Annotated in this window: 16 protein-coding genes; 13 read left to right on the top strand and 3 right to left on the bottom strand. The window is 68.3% G+C overall.

The features are described 5' to 3' along the window. Positions 1-48 precede the first annotated feature (48 nt). The 3 genes from EEY80_RS02350 to EEY80_RS02340 are packed head-to-tail and all read left to right on the top strand — an operon-like array spanning position 49 to position 3,357. Positions 49-891: a VOC family protein gene (locus EEY80_RS02350; protein WP_126974932.1), complete on the top strand. Its 843-nt coding sequence runs from the start codon at positions 49-51 to the stop codon at positions 889-891. A gap of 10 nt (positions 892-901) precedes the next feature. Next, positions 902-1,753, top strand: coding sequence for a fumarylacetoacetate hydrolase family protein (locus EEY80_RS02345; RefSeq protein WP_126974931.1), 852 nt, complete (start codon positions 902-904; stop codon positions 1,751-1,753). Then, the gene (locus EEY80_RS02340) at positions 1,750-3,357 is read left to right on the top strand and encodes a bifunctional 3-(3-hydroxy-phenyl)propionate/3-hydroxycinnamic acid hydroxylase (protein WP_126974930.1); all 1,608 of its coding nucleotides are present in this window, start codon (positions 1,750-1,752) and stop codon (positions 3,355-3,357) included. The genes EEY80_RS02345 and EEY80_RS02340 overlap by 4 nt, the downstream gene beginning before the upstream one ends. A gap of 72 nt (positions 3,358-3,429) precedes the next feature. Here EEY80_RS02340 and EEY80_RS02335 read toward each other — a convergent pair whose 3' ends face one another. Together EEY80_RS02335 and mdh are read right to left on the bottom strand one after the other, a co-directional pair. Further along, on the bottom strand, positions 3,430-4,314 hold the full coding sequence (locus EEY80_RS02335; RefSeq protein WP_126974929.1) for a glycosyltransferase family protein: 885 nt from the start codon (positions 4,312-4,314) through the stop codon (positions 3,430-3,432). Positions 4,315-4,450: 136 nt separating this feature from the next. After that, on the bottom strand, positions 4,451-5,413 hold the full coding sequence (gene mdh, locus EEY80_RS02330) for a malate dehydrogenase (RefSeq protein WP_126974928.1): 963 nt from the start codon (positions 5,411-5,413) through the stop codon (positions 4,451-4,453). A 168-nt stretch (positions 5,414-5,581) separates the two neighbouring features. On the opposite strand from mdh, the gene EEY80_RS02325 reads away from it, so the two are divergent. The 4 genes from EEY80_RS02325 (at position 5,582) to EEY80_RS02310 (ending at position 8,042) form a co-directional block, all read left to right on the top strand. Further along, positions 5,582-6,328, top strand: a complete 747-nt coding sequence (locus EEY80_RS02325) for a sulfite exporter TauE/SafE family protein (protein WP_126974927.1) — start codon at positions 5,582-5,584, stop codon at positions 6,326-6,328. A gap of 69 nt (positions 6,329-6,397) precedes the next feature. Next, positions 6,398-7,267: an HpcH/HpaI aldolase/citrate lyase family protein gene (locus EEY80_RS02320; RefSeq protein ID WP_126974926.1), complete on the top strand. Its 870-nt coding sequence runs from the start codon at positions 6,398-6,400 to the stop codon at positions 7,265-7,267. Between the two features lie 20 nt (positions 7,268-7,287). Next, positions 7,288-7,842, top strand: coding sequence for an NnrU family protein (locus EEY80_RS02315; protein ID WP_126974925.1), 555 nt, complete (start codon positions 7,288-7,290; stop codon positions 7,840-7,842). Next, positions 7,839-8,042, top strand: a complete 204-nt coding sequence (locus EEY80_RS02310; protein ID WP_126974924.1) for a DUF1737 domain-containing protein — start codon at positions 7,839-7,841, stop codon at positions 8,040-8,042. Before EEY80_RS02315 ends, EEY80_RS02310 begins: the two co-directional genes overlap by 4 nt. Before the next feature lie 5 nt (positions 8,043-8,047). On the opposite strand, the gene EEY80_RS02305 is transcribed toward EEY80_RS02310, so the two are convergent. Next, a complete protein-coding gene (locus EEY80_RS02305; RefSeq protein ID WP_126974923.1) occupies positions 8,048-8,893 on the bottom strand; it encodes a prephenate dehydratase in 846 nt (281 codons plus the stop codon). A 133-nt stretch (positions 8,894-9,026) separates the two neighbouring features. Here EEY80_RS02305 and EEY80_RS02300 point away from each other — a divergent pair, with 133 nt between their 5' ends. From EEY80_RS02300 to EEY80_RS02275, 6 genes are all read left to right on the top strand, one after another. Further along, complete coding sequence (locus EEY80_RS02300) at positions 9,027-9,557, top strand: c-type cytochrome (RefSeq protein WP_126974922.1); 531 nt, start codon at positions 9,027-9,029, stop codon at positions 9,555-9,557. 164 nt (positions 9,558-9,721) lie between these two features. Beyond that, complete coding sequence (locus EEY80_RS02295) at positions 9,722-11,740, top strand: extracellular solute-binding protein (RefSeq protein WP_235829681.1); 2,019 nt, start codon at positions 9,722-9,724, stop codon at positions 11,738-11,740. Positions 11,741-11,770: 30 nt separating this feature from the next. Continuing rightward, complete coding sequence (locus EEY80_RS02290; RefSeq protein WP_126974921.1) at positions 11,771-12,862, top strand: microcin C ABC transporter permease YejB; 1,092 nt, start codon at positions 11,771-11,773, stop codon at positions 12,860-12,862. Next, positions 12,859-13,962 carry an ABC transporter permease gene (locus tag EEY80_RS02285; protein ID WP_126974920.1) on the top strand — a complete coding sequence of 368 codons (1,104 nt, stop codon included), beginning with the start codon at positions 12,859-12,861 and terminating at the stop codon, positions 13,960-13,962. The genes EEY80_RS02290 and EEY80_RS02285 overlap by 4 nt, the downstream gene beginning before the upstream one ends. Beyond that, complete coding sequence (locus EEY80_RS02280) at positions 13,959-15,599, top strand: ABC transporter ATP-binding protein (RefSeq protein ID WP_126974919.1); 1,641 nt, start codon at positions 13,959-13,961, stop codon at positions 15,597-15,599. Before EEY80_RS02285 ends, EEY80_RS02280 begins: the two co-directional genes overlap by 4 nt. After that, a complete protein-coding gene (locus EEY80_RS02275; protein ID WP_126974918.1) occupies positions 15,599-16,819 on the top strand; it encodes a glycosyltransferase in 1,221 nt (406 codons plus the stop codon). The genes EEY80_RS02280 and EEY80_RS02275 overlap by 1 nt, the downstream gene beginning before the upstream one ends. The last annotated feature ends 1 nt before the right edge of the window (position 16,820 follow it).

Below are 16,820 nucleotides of genomic sequence, written 5' to 3'. Positions count from 1 at the left end.
TAGCGGCAAAGTTATCATTATAAGGAAATCGAGCCATGGAGGATCTCGATGACCAATACTGCCGTACATGCAGGCGCCTACCTGCATCACGTCGCCTTTCAGAGTTCTGACCCGCAGCGTCTCGCGCGCTTTTACGCCGAGGTCATGGACATGACGCTGTCCCATCCGGCATCCGATGAATGGCGTTGCGAAGGGCCCAGGCGGCGCATGGTCGTCGTGCCCGGGCAGGACAAGCAGCTGGCCTATGCCGGTCTGGCCCTGCGCGATGCGCAGGGCCTGCAGATGATGCGCCAGCGGGCCGAGGATGAGGGGCTGGAAATTCTGGCGAGCCCCAGCCCCTATTTCGCGGACGGCGCCTTTGCCGTGCGGGATCCGAACGGGCAACTGATCTGCTTCGGGATGGCACTGCCCGAAACGCCGGGCCTGACGGGGATCCAGGGGCCGACCCAGCACCTGACCTATGCGTCGCAGGATGTTCAGGCCTTCATCGATTTCTATGTCGGCAAGCTGGGGTTCCAGCTGAGCGACACGGTCCTGCATGACGACGGCCGCATCGCCACCGCCTTCACCACCTCGAACCACGAACACCACACCATCGCCTGCTTCTACACTCCGGACCGGAACGGCGTGGATCACCATTCCTATGAAGCAGGCGACTGGACCTACATCCGCGACTGGTGCGACCACTTCGCGGCGCAGGGCGTGCAGTTGAGCTGGGGTCCGGGGCGGCATGGTCCCGGCAACAACTTGTTCATCTTCATCACCGACCCGGACGGCAACTGGATCGAGGTCTCGGCGGAAATGGAAGTCATCTACGACCGCGACACCATCGAATGGCCTCAGCATCCGCGCACGCTGAACAAATGGGGCCAGGCCATCCTGCGGTCCTGAGGAAACCAGCATGAAACTCGCAAGCTTTATCCGCCCGGCAGGCGCCGGGTTCGGCGTGGTTGCCGATCGCGGGCTGGTCGATCTGACCGGATTTCGCGGGCATCGGTCTCTCCGGTCCCTGATCCGGGCAGGCGATGTTACGGCCGCGGCAGACCATGCGGCCGGCCGCAGCGCCGAACTTCACTGGGGCGACTTCGCCTTCGCCCCGGTGATCCCGGACCCCGGAAAGATCCTGTGCGTGGGTCTGAACTATCTGTCCCACAAGAAAGAAACCGGGCGGCCCGATGTGGACCATCCGACGCTGTTCACCCGATTTGCCGACAGCCAGATCGGACACCGGCAGCCGCTGGTGAAGCCCGCCATCTCTGACCGGTTCGACTTCGAAGGTGAACTGGCGGTCGTCATCGGCACGGGTGGGCGGTGCATTCCCGAGAACCGGGCGCTGGACCATATTGCCGGATACAGCTGCTACAACGATGCGACGGTGCGCGACTGGCAGCGTCACACGTTCCAGTTCACGCCCGGCAAGAACTTTCCCGGAACCGGGGCATTCGGACCGTTCCTCGTGACCCCGGACGAGGTGGGCGACTACCGCAAGCTGCCCATCGAGACGCGCCTGAACGGCGCGGTCGTGCAGAAGGCGACGCTGGCCGACCTGATCTTCCCCATCGAGCGGCTGATCGCCTATATCTCGACCTTCACGCCCCTGGCCCCCGGCGACGTGATCGTCACCGGAACGCCCGGCGGCGTGGGCGACAAGCGCGAGCCCCCGCTGTACATGGGAGAAGGCGCGGTGGCCGAGGTCGAAATCGGCATGTTGGGCACGCTGTCCAATACCGTCATCTCCGATGCCCGGCCATGACGGCGCCGCTTCCATCCGAGACGGACATCCTGATCGTCGGCGCCGGGCCGACCGGACTGCTTCTGGCCAACCTTCTGGGCGGAATGGGTGTCCGAACGACGATCGTCGAGAGGAACCGGACCACGGTCCAGCAGCCCCGCGCCGTCTCGATCGACGACGAATCCCTGCGGGCGCTGCAGGCTGCCGGCCTGTCCGGCGAGGTGGCGAGGATCACGACACGCGGCTACGGCTCGATTTACCGCGGACCGGACGGCAGGGTCTTTGCAACCGTCAAGCCCTGGGTGAAGGAATACGGCTTCGACAAGCGCAACGCCTTTCAGCAGCCCGAACTGGAGGCGTTGATGCGCGATGGCCTGTCGCGGCACAGCTCTGTCACCGCGGTCTTCGGGGTCGAAGTGACCGGGTTCCGGCAGGATGCGCAAGCCGTCGTGGCCGAGGTGGCAGCAGACGAAGGTCTGCGACAGATCAGGGCGCGCTACATGGTCGCCTGTGACGGAGGCCGCTCCCCCACGCGCAAGGCTCTCGGGATCGAGATGGAGGGCTCCACCTTCCGGGAGCCATGGCTCATCGTCGATCTGCACAGCACGCTGAACCGCTGTTTTCATACCGAGGTGTTCTGCGATCCGGCCCGGTCCTGCATCACGTTGCCGGGTCCCGGTGGCATCCGCCGCTACGAGTTCAAGCTCAACACGGGCGAAACGGCCGAGATCGCGGAACAGGAGGCGTTCGCCCGCAGGCTGCTGGCCCAGGTGGGCCCGGACGCGGAGCAGCCATTGCGCCGGATTCAGGTCTATACCTTCCATGCCCGCAACGCCGCCTCGTGGCGGTCCGGCCGTGTCTTTCTGGCGGGGGATGCCGCGCACCTGACCCCGCCCTTCGCCGGGCAAGGCATGAACAGCGGGCTGCGCGACGCCCACAATCTGGCGTGGAAGCTGGACGAGGCTTTGCGCAGCGAAGATCCCGAACGGCTGCTGGCCAGCTACCAGAACGAACGCAAACCGCATGCCTGGGAGATGATCGAACTGGCGCGACGCATGGGCCAGGTGATGATGCCCCGCTCTGCGCTGGCGGGGGCGGCTATCCGGGCAGGCTTCCGGGCGCTGAACCTTTACCCGCCGGCGCGCGACTATTTCGTCCAGATGAAATACAAGCCGAAGCCGCGGTTCCGCGACGGTCTCTTGTGGCAGGGCGCGCCGGGCTGGAAGGCCCAGGTCGTCGGGCGGATGATTCCGCAGCCTCTGGTCGATACCGTGGCACGCGCCCGGGTGCGGCTGGACACCCTGCTTCCGGACCAGCCGGCTGTTCTTGTCTATTCGGAAACACCGGAAACCGCGCTGCCCGCACCGCTGTGCGACGAGTTGCGCGCGGCCGGCGCGGCACTGATCGGCGTGACGCCCGAAGGCTGCAACCCGGTGCCGGGGCCTTTCCCCACGGTTCGCGACCACGACGGCTTCCTGTCGGCCCCGGGCTTCGGCGCCGCGCCGGACCACGTCTTCCTTCTGCGCCGCGACCGCTACATTGCCGCCTGCGTCCCGGTGGCAGAGGCTGCGTCGCTGCGGCAGATGTTGCAGGTCATCGCGCCGGGACGGGCTGCCGCGGCTTGAGCCGACGCTCCTTGCGGCGACAACCCGTCGGGCCGCCGTTCTGCGGCTCCGCTCGGCGGCCGGGCCCGTGCCTCACCGCCCCGTCAGCCGCGACAGTCCCAGCCGTGCATTGGCGGCGATCGCCCGCATCCCGCCAAAGACGCCGCGATCCACCGGGCGGGCCAGCGGCGCGCCGCTGCCGCCCAGCGTCATGTCCGCGGCGATCATCCGCTGGATATGCTGCCACAACGCCGGGCCGATCACCGCCGCGGGGCTTTCCAGCCGCTTGGCGCCGCGCTTGAAATGGTCGTGCAGGCGCGGCAGGTGCAGCAGGCGGGGCGCGGTGAACTTCGAGCCCTGCACCTCGACTTGGCGCACGGCCATCAGGTTGTATTCCGGCGGCAGCACCCACAGGCGCAGGTCGCTGTCGAACAGCATCTCGCGCAGCACGAACTGGTCGCGGCCATGTTTGCCGTCGAGGATCGTCTGCTCGACGGCAAGCAGGAAGGCCTCCATCTGCGGCGACTTGCGAATGCCGACGACACCGCTGTTGATCTGCGGGAAGGCGGCGGGCATCGGCCGGGTCAGCTGCCGCATCGCGCCCTTCGTGTTGCGCCGCTGTTCATGGGCGGCGACGAAGTCGAAGCGTTCCAGCACCTCGAACACGTCGGTCATGTCCGCCACCGCGATCACATCGGCATCGAAGACGATGCTGCGCTGAAAGCGCGAGCGGCGCATCGCCTCGAATTTCGGGCGGAACCAGCTGCGGTCGAGCGGGTGCACGCGGTCGAAGACCGGGTCCGTCAGCCTCTGGTCGGTGAAGATGTCGACGGGGATGCCGGGATTGGTGGCGCGCAAGTGGCGCGCTGCCTCGGCCGCCAGCGCGGTGAAGCCCGCGCCGGTGGCGGCGAAGACGAACCCGTCGCGCGGTCCGGTGGCGGCAGGGGCAGCGGCAGGGGCTGTGTCGGGCGCGGTCAAGACGATCCTCCGAAGGCTGGACCCGTTCTGCCACAGCCGTCGGTGCAGAGCAAAGGGGGCAGGGGCGGCCGCCTGCGGCCCAAGGAAAAGGGCCGCACCCTGCGGCGCGGCCCCGAATCCTTGCGCGTGCCGCCGATCAGGCCAGCGTCGGGTCGATGCCCTTGCAGGCCTCGACGAGGCCCTTCACCGCATCGACCGATTTCTGGAACATCGCCTGTTCGTCGCCATTCAGCTTGATGTCGACGATCTTCTCGATGCCGTTCTTGCCGATGATGGTCGGGACGCCGACATACATGCCGTCCAGCCCGAACTCGCCCTTGCAGCAGGCCGCGCAGGGCAGCAGGCGCTTCTGGTCCTTCAGGTAGCTTTCCGCCATCTCGATGGCCGAGGTGGCCGGGGCATAGAAGGCCGAACCGGTCTTCAGCAGGCCCACGATCTCGGCCCCGCCGTCACGGGTGCGCTGGATGATCGCATCGAGCTTTTCCTGCGTGGTCCAGCCCATCGACACGAGGTCGGGCAGCGGGATGCCGGCAACGGTGGAATAGCGCGCCAGCGGCACCATCGTGTCGCCGTGACCGCCGAGGACGAAGGCGGTGACGTCGCGCATCGACACGCCGAATTCCACCGACAGGAAGTGCCGGAACCGCGCCGAGTCGAGCACGCCGGCCATGCCGACGACCTTCTCCGGGGGCAGGCCCGAGAATTGCTGCAGCGCCCAGACCATCGCGTCCAGCGGGTTGGTGATGCAGATCACGAAGGCGTTCGGGGCATATTGCTTGATGCCCTCGCCGACCGACTTCATCACCTTCAGGTTGATGCCCAGCAGGTCGTCGCGGCTCATGCCCGGCTTGCGCGGCACGCCGGCGGTGACGATGCAGACATCGGCGCCCTCGATGTCGGCATAGCTGTTCGTGCCCTTCATCACCGCGTCGAAGCCCTCGGAGGGACCGGATTCCGCGATGTCGAGCGCCTTGCCCTGCGGCGTGCCCTCGGCGATGTCGAACAGCACGACGTCGCCCAGTTCCTTGATCGCGGCGAGATGCGCGAGCGTGCCGCCGATCTGACCGGCGCCGATCAGCGCAATCTTGGGTCTGGCCATGAATTCCTCCGGTGTCAGGGTGAATGAGGATGGATGAAGGTCATCTGACGCGGGGATGCGTAAGCCTTCGGGCCGGGCCGCGCAAGGGTGGTCCCCGCCTGCCGATCTGGCGCGGGGGCGATGTTTGCGCTAAATCGCGGCGGCACCGGCCGACAGGACATCCCCGCCATGACAGACCCGCTGATCTTCTGGAGCGCCGCTGTGCTGGCGGCGGTGCTGGTCGGTATGGCCAAGGGCGGGCTGCCGATGGTGGGGATGCTGTCGGTGCCGATCATGTCGCTGCTGATCTCGCCCGTCGCTGCCGCGGGGCTGCTGCTGCCGGTCTATGTGGCGTCGGACGTCTTCGGGGTCTGGGCCTACCGGCGGCAGTTCGACCGGCGCAACCTGCTGATCCTCGTGCCCGGGGCGCTGGCGGGCGTAGGCTTCGGCTGGGCCACGGCGGCGCTTATGCCGGAACGGGCGGTGACGGCGATCGTGGGGCTGGTGGGGGGCAGCTTCGCGCTGATGCAATTGCTGCGGCGCGGTCCTCCGCCCGAACCGCGCCCGGCCCGGGTGGCGCCCGGCCTGTTCTGGGGGGTGCTGTCGGGCTTCACCAGCTTCGTCAGCCATGCCGGCGCGCCGCCCTACCAGATCTATGTGCTGCCGCAGCGGATGCCGAAGGCGGTGTTCGCCGGCACTACGACGATCTTCTTCGCAATCGTCAACGCGGCCAAGCTGCTGCCCTATGCCATGCTGGGGCAACTGGGGCCCGACACGCTGCGCCAGGCGGCGCTGCTGCTGCCGCCCGCGATCGCGGCGGTCTGGCTGGGGGTGGCGCTGGTCCGCGTCCTGCCGGAACGGCGCTTCTTCCTCTTGGTGACATGGGCGCTGCTGCTGGTGTCGGTGCAACTGCTGTGGCAGGCGGCGTGGGGCTGAACGGGGCCTTGCCGATCCGCCGGCGGTCGTGCTTGCTGGCGCCAAAGCCCGAGGAACCCCAGGAGCCCCATGACCGACATCGCCACCCGCCCTTGCCGGACCGCGCTCTACATCCCCGGCGCCAATGCCCGCGCGCTGGAAAAGGCGCAGGATCTGCCCACGGATGCGATCATCTTCGACCTCGAGGATGCGGTGACGCCCGAGGAGAAGCCCGCCGCGCGCGACCTGCTGATCGGGGCGCTCGGCCGGCACGATTACGGCCGCCGCCTGCGGCTGGTGCGGATCAACGGGCTCGACAGCGACTGGGGCGCCGGCGATCTGGCGGCGCTGGCGGCGGCGATGGGGCAGGGGCTGACGCTCGACGCGATCCTCGTGCCCAAGGTCTCCACCCCCGCCACGCTGTCGGCGGTGGCGGCGCAGGTGCCGGGAACGCCTCTCTGGGCGATGATGGAAACCGCGGCGGGGATGCTGGCCGCGCCCGCCATCGCCGCGCATCCGGCGCTGGCCGGCATGGTGATGGGCACCAACGACCTTGCCCGCGAACTGGGTGCGCGCGACCGGACCGACCGTCTGCCGATGCTGCCCGGCCTGGGCCTGTGCCTGCTGGCGGCCCGTGCGCATGGCCGGCTGATCCTCGACGGGGTCTTCAACGCCTTCCGCGACGAGGCGGGGCTGCGGGCCGAGTGCGAACAGGGCCGCGACATGGGCTTCGACGGCAAGACCGTGATCCACCCGGCGCAACTGGCCATCGCCAATGCCGCCTTCTCGCCCTCCGAGGCCGAGATCGACCTCGCCCGCCGCCAGATCGCCGCACATGAGGCGGCGCGGGCGGCGGGGCAGGGGGTTGCCGTCTTGGATGGAAAGATCGTCGAAAACCTGCATATCGTCACCGCGCGGCAGGTGCTGGCGAAAGCCGGGGCCATCGCCGCATCCCGATAGCCAGCCCGGAGGCCAGCCCCGTGACCCTGCTCATCCTCGGCGTGATCCTGTGGTCCGCCGCCCATCTGTTCAAGCGCGTAGCCCCCGGCGCGCGCGCCGCCCTGGGCGACCGGGGCAAGGGCCTGATCGCCTTCCTGCTGCTGCTGTCGGTGGTGCTGATGGTGATCGGCTATCGCGGGGCGGAATTCCGGCCGGTCTACACGCCGATCCCGGGCATGGGCCACCTGAACAACCTGCTGATGCTGGTCTCGGTCTTCCTGTTCGGCGTGGGCGGCACCAAGGGCACCCTCTACACCCGGATGCGGCACCCGATGCTGGTGGGCACGCTGATCTGGTCGGCGGCGCATCTGCTGGTCAATGGCGACCTGGCCTCGCTGATCCTGTTCGGCGGCATCGCCGTCTGGGCGCTGGCGGAAATCGCGCTGATCAACCGCACGCCCTGGAACCGGCCGCTGCAGGGGCGCGGACCGAAGGGCGACGCGATGAACCTCGCCGGGACGGTGCTGCTTTACGCGCTGATCGCCGGGGTTCATATCTGGACCGGACACAACCCCTTCACCGGAACCTACGGATGAAACTGTACCGCCTGCTGACCGAGGACGACACCTCGGCCTTCTGCCACAAGGTCAGCCTCGCCCTGTCGAAGGGCTGGGACCTGCATGGCAGCCCCTCCTACGCCTTCGACGCCGCCAAGGGCGTGATGCGCTGCGCCCAGGCGGTGGTGAAGGAGGTTCCGGGCGACTATCACCCGGACATGAAGCTGGGCGAGCAGTAGCGCGCTCAGCGGCGGCGGGGGTCGGAGGGATAGACCCCCAGCAGCGCCAGATGCGTGGTGAAATAGCGCAGTTCCTCCAGCGCCAGCTGCACGTTGCGGTCATCGGGGTGGCCCTCGATATCCGCATAGAACTGCGTGGCGGTGAAGTTGCCGTCGACCATGTAGCTTTCCAGCTTCGTCATGTTGATGCCGTTGGTGGCAAAGCCGCCCATCGCCTTGTAAAGCGCGGCCGGGATGTTGCGGACGCGGAAGACGAAGGTGGTCAGCATCGGGCCGGTGCCCCGCCGCTTCAGGTCCGGCTCGCGCGCCATGACGAGGAAGCGGGTGGTGTTGTTCTGCCGGTCCTCGATATGCCGGGCGACGATGTCGAGCCCATAAATCTCGCCCGCCAGATCCGAGGCCAGCGCGCCCACCGACGGGTCGCGCAGGTCCGCGACATGCCGGGCCGAGCCGGCCGTGTCCGCCCCGGTGACGGGCCGGATGTCATGGGCCCGCAGGAAGTCGCGGCACTGGCCCAGCAGGACGGTGTGGCTCATCGCGCGCTGGACCGAGCCGAGCGGCGTGCCCGGCACCGCCAGCAGGCTGATATGCACCCGCACGAAGGCCTCGTCGATGATGTGCAGCCCGCTTTCCGGCAGCAGCTGGTGCATGTCGGCCACCCGGCCATAGGTCGAATTCTCGACCGGCAGCATGGCCAGTTCGGCATCGCCCTTGCGCACGGCCTCGATGGCGTCCTCGAAGGTGGCGCAGGGCATCGCCTCCATGTCCGGGCGGGCCTCGCGGCAGGCCTGATGGGAATAGGCGCCGGGTTCGCCCTGGAATGCGATCCGTCCCCGCTGCTGCGCAACCATCAAGGAAATCCTCCACTTCCGCCGCCGCCGCGCGACAGGGCGGGGCATTTCGCCGCGAGAACTAAACCTTGAAAACCGGCAAGGGAAGCGGATACATACGCGCCAGCGAATAGCCAGCACGCAAGGGCCCGACATGTTCGACACGATGACTCTGACCAAGGTGGGCGGCGCGTTCTGCGGGTCGCTGCTGATCCTGCTGCTCGGGAACTGGGCCGCGGAAGGTCTGTACCACACCGGCACGTCGGGCCATGGCGGCGAGGGCGAAGAGATCACCCAGGCCTATGCGATCGACACGGGCGCCAGCGAGGCGCCAGGCGAGGCGGTCGAAGAGGGGCCGGACTTCGCCACCGTCTTCGCTGCCGCCGATGCCGGCGCGGGCGAGCGGGTCTTCGGCAAGTGCAAGGCCTGCCACAAGCTCGACGGCACCAACGGCACCGGCCCGCATCTGGACGGCGTCGTCGGCCGCGCCGTCGCCTCGGTCGATGGCTACAGCTATTCCGATGCCATGGTCGCGCATGGCGGCGACTGGACGCCCGAAGCGCTGAACGAATTCCTGACCAGCCCGAAGGCCGCCGCGCCCGGCACGAAGATGAGCTTCGCCGGCCTGCCGAAGCCCGAGGATCGCGCCGACGTGATCGCCTATCTGCAGTCGGTGGGCGGCTGATCCGGCCAGAGGCCGGGGGCACGGGAAATGCGCAGGGCCGTCCGCAAGGGCGGCCTTTCTGCTTGCGGCACCGCGGTTTCACGCAATCGCAACTTGAAGCTCCGCCGCCGCGCGCTTTAGCTTCACCGAAGGCCGATTGCCGCCGACGGATGAAGGAGAGCCCGATGACCCGACCCGCCCCCTCTGTGCTTCCGGACCGCAGGACGGCAGGGGCCGTCGCGATGACGGGGCGCGGGGGCCTGTCCGGTCACGATGCCGGGCCGCGCGCCGCCGCGGTGGCGGGGCTGGCGATCGGCACGGCGCTGGTCTGTGCGGCCACGGTCTGGCTGGGACTGGCGGCGCCGGCGGGGGCACAGGGCGAGCCCGGCACCTTGCCCGCCCCCAGCGAGGCGGCGCTGGCCGCCGCCAATGGCGAGCCGGTGACGGTGTCGCATGGCTTCTCGACCTTCGGCGCATTGGAACTGCCGCCCGACTACGACCATCTGCGCTATGTCAATCCCGAGGCACCGAAAGGCGGGCAGATCTCGATCTCGTCCTTCGGCACCTTCGACAGCATGAACCCCTATACCCGCAAGGGCCGGGCCGGGGCGCTGTCCACGATAGGCTACGAGTCGATGCTGCTGGACGTCGCCGACGAACTGGCCAGCTACTGCCTGCTGTGCGAATACCTCGAATACCCGGAAAGCCAGGACTGGGTGATCTTCCACATGCGGCCCGAGGCGACGTTTTCCGACGGGACGCCGGTGACGGCCGAGGATGTGGTCTTCAGCCATTTCCTGCTGCTGGACCAGGGCCTGCCCTCCTATGCCGAGGCGGTGCGCGCGCTGATCCCCGAGGTCGAGGCGCTGGACGAGCACACGGTGAAATTCACCTTCGCCCCGGACGTGCCGCGCAAGAACCTGATCACCCAGGCGGGCGGCGTGCCGGTCTGGTCGAAGGCCTGGTACGAAGAGACCGGTGCCCGGCTGGATGAATCGCGGATGGAAATCTCGCCCGGCTCCGGCCCCTATATGCTGGACGGCTATGACATCAACCGCCGCATCACCTATCGCCGCAATCCCGACTACTGGGGCAACGACCTGCCGATCAACCGGGGGCGGAACAACTTCGATTCCATCCGGGTCGAGTATTTCAACGATGCCACCGCCGCGCTGGAGGCGTTCAAGGCCGGCGAATACACCTTCCGGCAGGAGACGAGCTCGATCAACTGGGCGACGGCCTATGACTTCCCCGCCGTGCGCGACGGCCGGGTGGTGAAGGCCGAGCTGCCGAACGGCAACGTGCCGGGGGCGAACGGCTTCGTCCTGAACCTGCGCCGCCCGCAGCTGCAGGACCCGCGGGTGCGGCAGGCGCTGGCGCTGATGTTCAACTTCACCTGGACCAACCAGACCCTGCAATACGGGCTGTTCCAGCAGCGCGAGAGTTTCTGGCAGAACTCGGACCTCGCCGCGACCGGCGTGCCGGAGGGGCTGGAACTGGAATACCTGCAATCGGTCGCCGACCTGATCGACCCGGCCATCCTGACCGAAGAGGTGACGATGCCGCATGTGTCGGGGGAACAGCAGCTGGACCGGGGCAACCTGCGCCGGGCCATCGCGCTGCTGGCGGAGGCGGGCTATGAACAGGATGCCTCCGGCCGGCTGACCCGCGAGGGCCAGCCGCTGGACGTCGAGTTCCTGACCGAGGATCCGGCGCTGGACCGCTTCGTCATTCCCTATGTCGACAACCTGCGCCGGCTGGGGGTCGAGGCGCGCCACACCCGGGTGGACCCGGCCCAGTACACGGTGCGCGAACGCGATTTCGACTGGGACGTGATCTATGACGGCTACCCGACCGGCCCCGAGGAGGGCATCGGCCTGGGCCAGCGCTTCGGCAGCGACGGGCTGGGCGACGTGTTCAACCCGGCCGGCTATCATTCCGAGGCCGTGGACCAGCTGATCGAGAAGGTCGTCGACGCGACCAGCTATGACGAGATGGCCGCGGCGGTGCGCGCCATCGACCGCATCATGCGCCGCGAGCTGTTCATCGTGCCGACCTGGTACCAGTCGAACTACTGGGTCGCCTATTACGACATGTACGAATACCCCGACCCGCTGCCCCCCTATGCGCTGGGACAACTGGACTTCTGGTGGTGGAACGCGGAAAAGGCGGCGAAGCTCGGCTCCATCGGGGCGGTGCGCTGAGGGCCTGACCGGCGGAGCGCGGACAGTTACATGGCGGCATATATCCTCAGGCGGCTCCTGCTGCTGATCCCCACGCTGCTGGGGATCATGATCGTGAACTTCACGCTGACCCAGTTCGTCCCCGGCGGCCCGGTCGAGCAGGTGATCGCGAACATGGAGGGCCGCGGCGACGTTCTGCAGAACCTCGGCGGCAATACAGGCGACGCGGATCTGGGCGTCACCTCGGACCTGACCGGCAACAGCTATGTCGGCGCCCGCGGCCTGCCGCCCGAATTCATCGAGGAGCTGGAACGCGAATTCGGCTTCGACAAGCCGCCGGTGACCCGGTTCCTGCTGATGATGCGCGGCTACCTGACCTTCGATTTCGGCGAAAGTTTCTTCCGCTCGGTCTCGGTCGTCGATCTGGTGATCGAGAAGATGCCGGTGTCGATCACGCTGGGCCTGTGGTCGACGCTGATCGCCTATCTGATCTCGATCCCGCTGGGCATCCGCAAGGCGGTGCGGGACGGCACCGCCTTCGACACCTGGACCTCGGGGATCATCATCGTGGCCTATGCGATCCCGGCCTTCCTGTTCGCGGTGCTGCTGATCGTGCTGTTCGCGGGCGGCAGCTACTGGCAGATCTTCCCGCTGCGGGGGCTGACCTCGGACAACTGGTCGAGCCTCGGGCCGGTCGAGAAGGTGCTGGACTACCTGTGGCACATCACCCTGCCGGTGCTGGCCACCACGATTTCCAGCTTTGCCACCCTGACCCTGCTGACCAAGAACAGCTTTCTGGACGAGATCAACAAGCAATACGTGATGACCGCCCGCGCCAAGGGCCTGTCCGAGGGGCGGGTGCTGTATGGCCATGTCTTCCGCAACGCCATGCTGATCGTGATCGCGGGCTTTCCGGGGCTGTTCCTCGGCGTCTTCTTCGGTTCGTCGCTGCTGATCGAGACGATCTTCTCGCTCGACGGTCTGGGGCGGCTTGGCTACGAGGCGGCGGTGCAGCGCGACTATCCGGTGGTCTTCGGCACGCTCTATGTCTTCGGCCTCGTGGGGCTCCTGGTCGGGATCCTGTCGGACCTGATGTATGTCTTCGTCGATCCGCGCATCGATTTCGAGCGGAGGCAGGGATGAGGCTGTCGCCGCTGAACGCCCGCCGCTGGCGCAACTTCCGGGCCAATGGCCGCGCCTTCTGGTCGCTGTGGATCTTCGCGGCGCTGTTCGGGCTGTCGCTCGTCGCCGAACTGCTGGCGAATGACCGCCCGATCGTCGTCAGCTACCGGGGCGAGCTCTACTTTCCCGTCTACCGCTTCTATCCCGAAACCACTTTCGGCGGCGATTTCCGCACCGAGGCGATCTATTCCGACCCCGGCGTCGATTGCCTGATCCGCACCGGCGGCCTGCCGGAGTGCTGGGACGATCCGGAGGGCACGATCGAGGATGCGGCCGATGGCGAGGTGGCGGGGCAGCCGGTGGACCGGGGCTGGGCGCTGTGGCCGCCGATCCCCTACAGCTTCCGCACCATCAACAACGTGGGCACCGCGCCCTCGGCCCCCGATGCCGCGCATTGGCTGGGCACCGACGACACCGCCCGCGACGTGGTGGCGCGGATCATCTACGGGTTCCGCCTGTCGGTCCTGTTCGCGCTGATCGTCACCGGCGCCTCGGCGGTCATCGGCATCGCCGCGGGGGCGGTGCAGGGCTATTTCGGCGGCCGGACCGACCTGATCTTCCAGCGTGTGCTGGAAATCTGGGGTTCCACCCCCTCGCTCTACGTCATCATCATCCTGTTCGCGATCCTCGGGCGAAGTTTCACCCTGCTGGTCATCATCTCCATCGTCTTCGGCTGGCCGGCGCTGGTGGGCGTGGTGCGGGCGGAATTCCTGCGGGCGCGGAACTTCGAATATGTCCGCGCGGCCCGGGCGCTCGGCGTGCGGGACCGGACGATCATGTTCCGCCACATCCTGCCCAACGCGATGGTGGCGACGCTGACCATGCTGCCCTTCCTCGTCACCGCCAATATCGGCGCGCTGGCGGCGCTGGACTATCTGGGCTACGGCCTGCCCTCGTCGATGCCGTCGCTGGGCGAACTGTCGCTGCAGGGCAAGTCGAACCTGCAGGCGCCCTGGCTGGGCCTGTCGGCCTTCTTCACCTTCGCGATCATGCTGTCGCTGCTGGTCTTCATCTTCGAGGGCGTCCGCGACGCCTTCGACCCGCGAAAGACCTTCGCATGACCGAGCCTGTGCTTCTGGACGTGCGCGACCTGCGCGTGGCCTTCCGTCAGGATGGCCGGCTGGTCGAGGCGGTGAAGGGCGTCAGCTTCACCGTCACCAAGGGCGAGACGGTAGCCCTGGTCGGGGAAAGCGGGTCGGGCAAGTCGGTCACGGCGTTGTCCACCGTGTCGCTGCTGGGTTCTCAGGCGCAGGTCACCGGGTCCATCGACTATCAGGGCCAGCAGATGGTCGGCGCACCCGAGGCGCGGCTGCGCAAGGTGCGCGGCAATGACATCAGCTTCGTCTTCCAGGAGCCGATGACATCGCTCAACCCGCTGCACACGCTGGAACGGCAGCTGGCCGAAAGCCTCGCGCTGCATCAGGGGCTGACGGGGGCCGCGGCGCGGGCACGGATCATCGACCTGCTGACCAAGGTGGGCATCGACAACCCGGAAGGCCGGCTCGCCGACTATCCGCATCAGCTGTCCGGCGGACAGCGGCAGCGGGTGATGATCGCCATGGCGCTGGCCAACGGGCCGGACCTGCTGATCGCCGACGAGCCGACAACCGCGCTCGACGTCACGATCCAGGCGCAGATCCTCGACCTTCTGGCCGACCTGAAGGCGCGCGAGGGGCTGAGCCTGCTGTTCATCAGCCATGACCTGAACATCGTCCGCCGCATCGCCGACCGGGTCTGCGTGATGCAGGGCGGCGAGATCGTCGAACAGGGGCCGGCGGCGCGAATCTTCGCCGATCCGCAGCATCCCTATACCAGGACCCTGCTGGCCGCCGAACCGCAGGGCGGGCCGGGGCCGGTTGCGGCCGATGCGCCGGTGGTGGCGCGGACCGAGGATCTGCGCATCTGGTTCCCGATCCAGCGCGGCCTGCTGCGCCGCACCGTGGGCCATGTGAAGGCGGTGAATGCCGCCAGCCTGTCGGTCCGCGCGGGCGAGACGCTGGGCATCGTCGGCGAAAGCGGGTCGGGCAAGACCACGCTGGCGCTGGCGGTGATGCGGCTGATCGCCTCGGAAGGGCGGATCGAGTTCGCCGGACAGGACATCACCGGCCTGTCGGGCACCGCCCTGCGCCGGCTGCGCCGCGACATGCAGATCGTGTTCCAGGACCCGTTCGGCAGCCTCAGCCCCCGCATGACGGCGGAGCAGATCATCGCCGAGGGGCTGGGCGTGCACGGGGTGGAACCGGGCCGCGACCGGCGCGGGATGGTGGCCGCGATGATGGAGGAGGTGGGGCTCGACCCCGCCGCGATGACCCGCTATCCGCACGAATTTTCCGGCGGCCAGCGCCAGCGCATCGCCATCGCCCGCGCGATGATCCTGCAGCCGAAGCTGGTGGTGCTGGACGAGCCGACCTCGGCGCTGGACATGACGGTGCAGGTGCAGATCGTCGATCTGCTGCGTGACCTGCAGCGGCGGCACGGGCTGGCCTATCTGTTCATCAGCCATGACCTGCGGGTGGTGCGCGCGCTCAGCCACAAGGTGATGGTGATGAAGCGCGGCGACGTGGTCGAGGCGGGCGATGCCGCGACCGTCTTTTCCGCCCCCGCGCATCCCTATACGCGCGAACTGTTCGCGGCGGCCTTCGGGCGCGCGGCGCCGGACGCGCGCCACCCGCGCGGGGATGCGCAGACGGACGCCTGATGCGGGTCCTGCTGGTCCACCAGAACTTTCCGGCGCAGTTCCTGCATCTGGCGCCGGCGCTGGCCGCGCGCGGGCACGAGGTGCTGGCCCTGACGGCCGAGGGCAACCGCCGCCCGACGCGGGTGAGGACCATGCACTATCGCTGGGACAAGGCGGCGGAAGAGGCGATCGCCGGCCCGGTGGCCACCTTCCACAAGGCGACGCTGCGCGGCATCGCCGCCGCCCGCGCCGCCGCCGCCCTGCGCGACCGGCACGGGTTCCGCCCCGACGTGGTGCTGGGCCATACCGGCTGGGGCGAGACGCTGTATCTGCGCGAGGTCTGGCCCGAGGCGCGGCACCTCGCCTATGCCGAGTTCATGTATGGCACCCGCGGGCTCGACACCGACTTCGACCCCGAATTCCGGCAGGACAGCCTCGACCAGCGGATGATCACCCTGACGCGGCGCGCCCACATGACCCAGGCGCTGGTCGATTGCGACGCGGCGCTGGCGCCGACCGAATGGCAGGCGGCCTCGTTCCCGCCGGGCCTGCGCGAGAAGATCACCGTCATTCATGACGGCGTCGATACGGCCCGGATCCGGCCCGACCCGGCCGCGCGGCTGGACCTGCCCGATGGCCGGGTGCTGCGGCCGGGCGACGAGGTGCTAAGCTATGTCTCGCGCAGTCTGGAACCCTATCGCGGCATCCATACCTTCCTGCGGGCGCTGCCGGCGGTGCTGGCGGCCCGGCCGCAGGCGCAGGCGGTGATCGTGGGGGACGAGGGCCAGAGCTATGGCGCGAAGCCCCCCTGCGGCACCAGCTGGAAGCGGCGGCTGCTGGCGGAACTCGACGGGCAGCTGGACCTGGAGCGGGTGCATTTCCTCGGCCGCCTGCCCTATCCGCAGTTCCTGTCGCTGCTGCAGGTGACGCGGGTCCACGCCTATCTGACCTATCCCTTCGTGCTCAGCTGGTCGCTGATCGAGGCGATGGCGGCGGGCGCGGCCATCGTCGCCTCGCGCACCCCGCCGGTGGCGGAGGCGCTGGAAGACGGGGTCACGGCGCGGCTGGTGGACTTCTTCGACGTGCCGGGCTGGTCCGCCGCGCTGACCGCCGCGCTGGCCGATCCGGCCGGCCATGCGCCGCTCGCCGCCGCCGCCCGCGCCGCAGCCGTGGCCCGCTATGACCTGACCACGGTCTGCCTGCCCCGGCTGGTGGACTTCGTCGAATTGCGGGGCGGCTGAG

The organism is Frigidibacter oleivorans (genome assembly GCF_003993775.1).
GTDB classification, from domain to species: Bacteria; Pseudomonadota; Alphaproteobacteria; order Rhodobacterales; family Rhodobacteraceae; genus Frigidibacter; species Frigidibacter oleivorans.
Note: the sequence above shows the minus strand (reverse complement) of the source record. Positions and strands in the feature narration are given on the sequence as shown.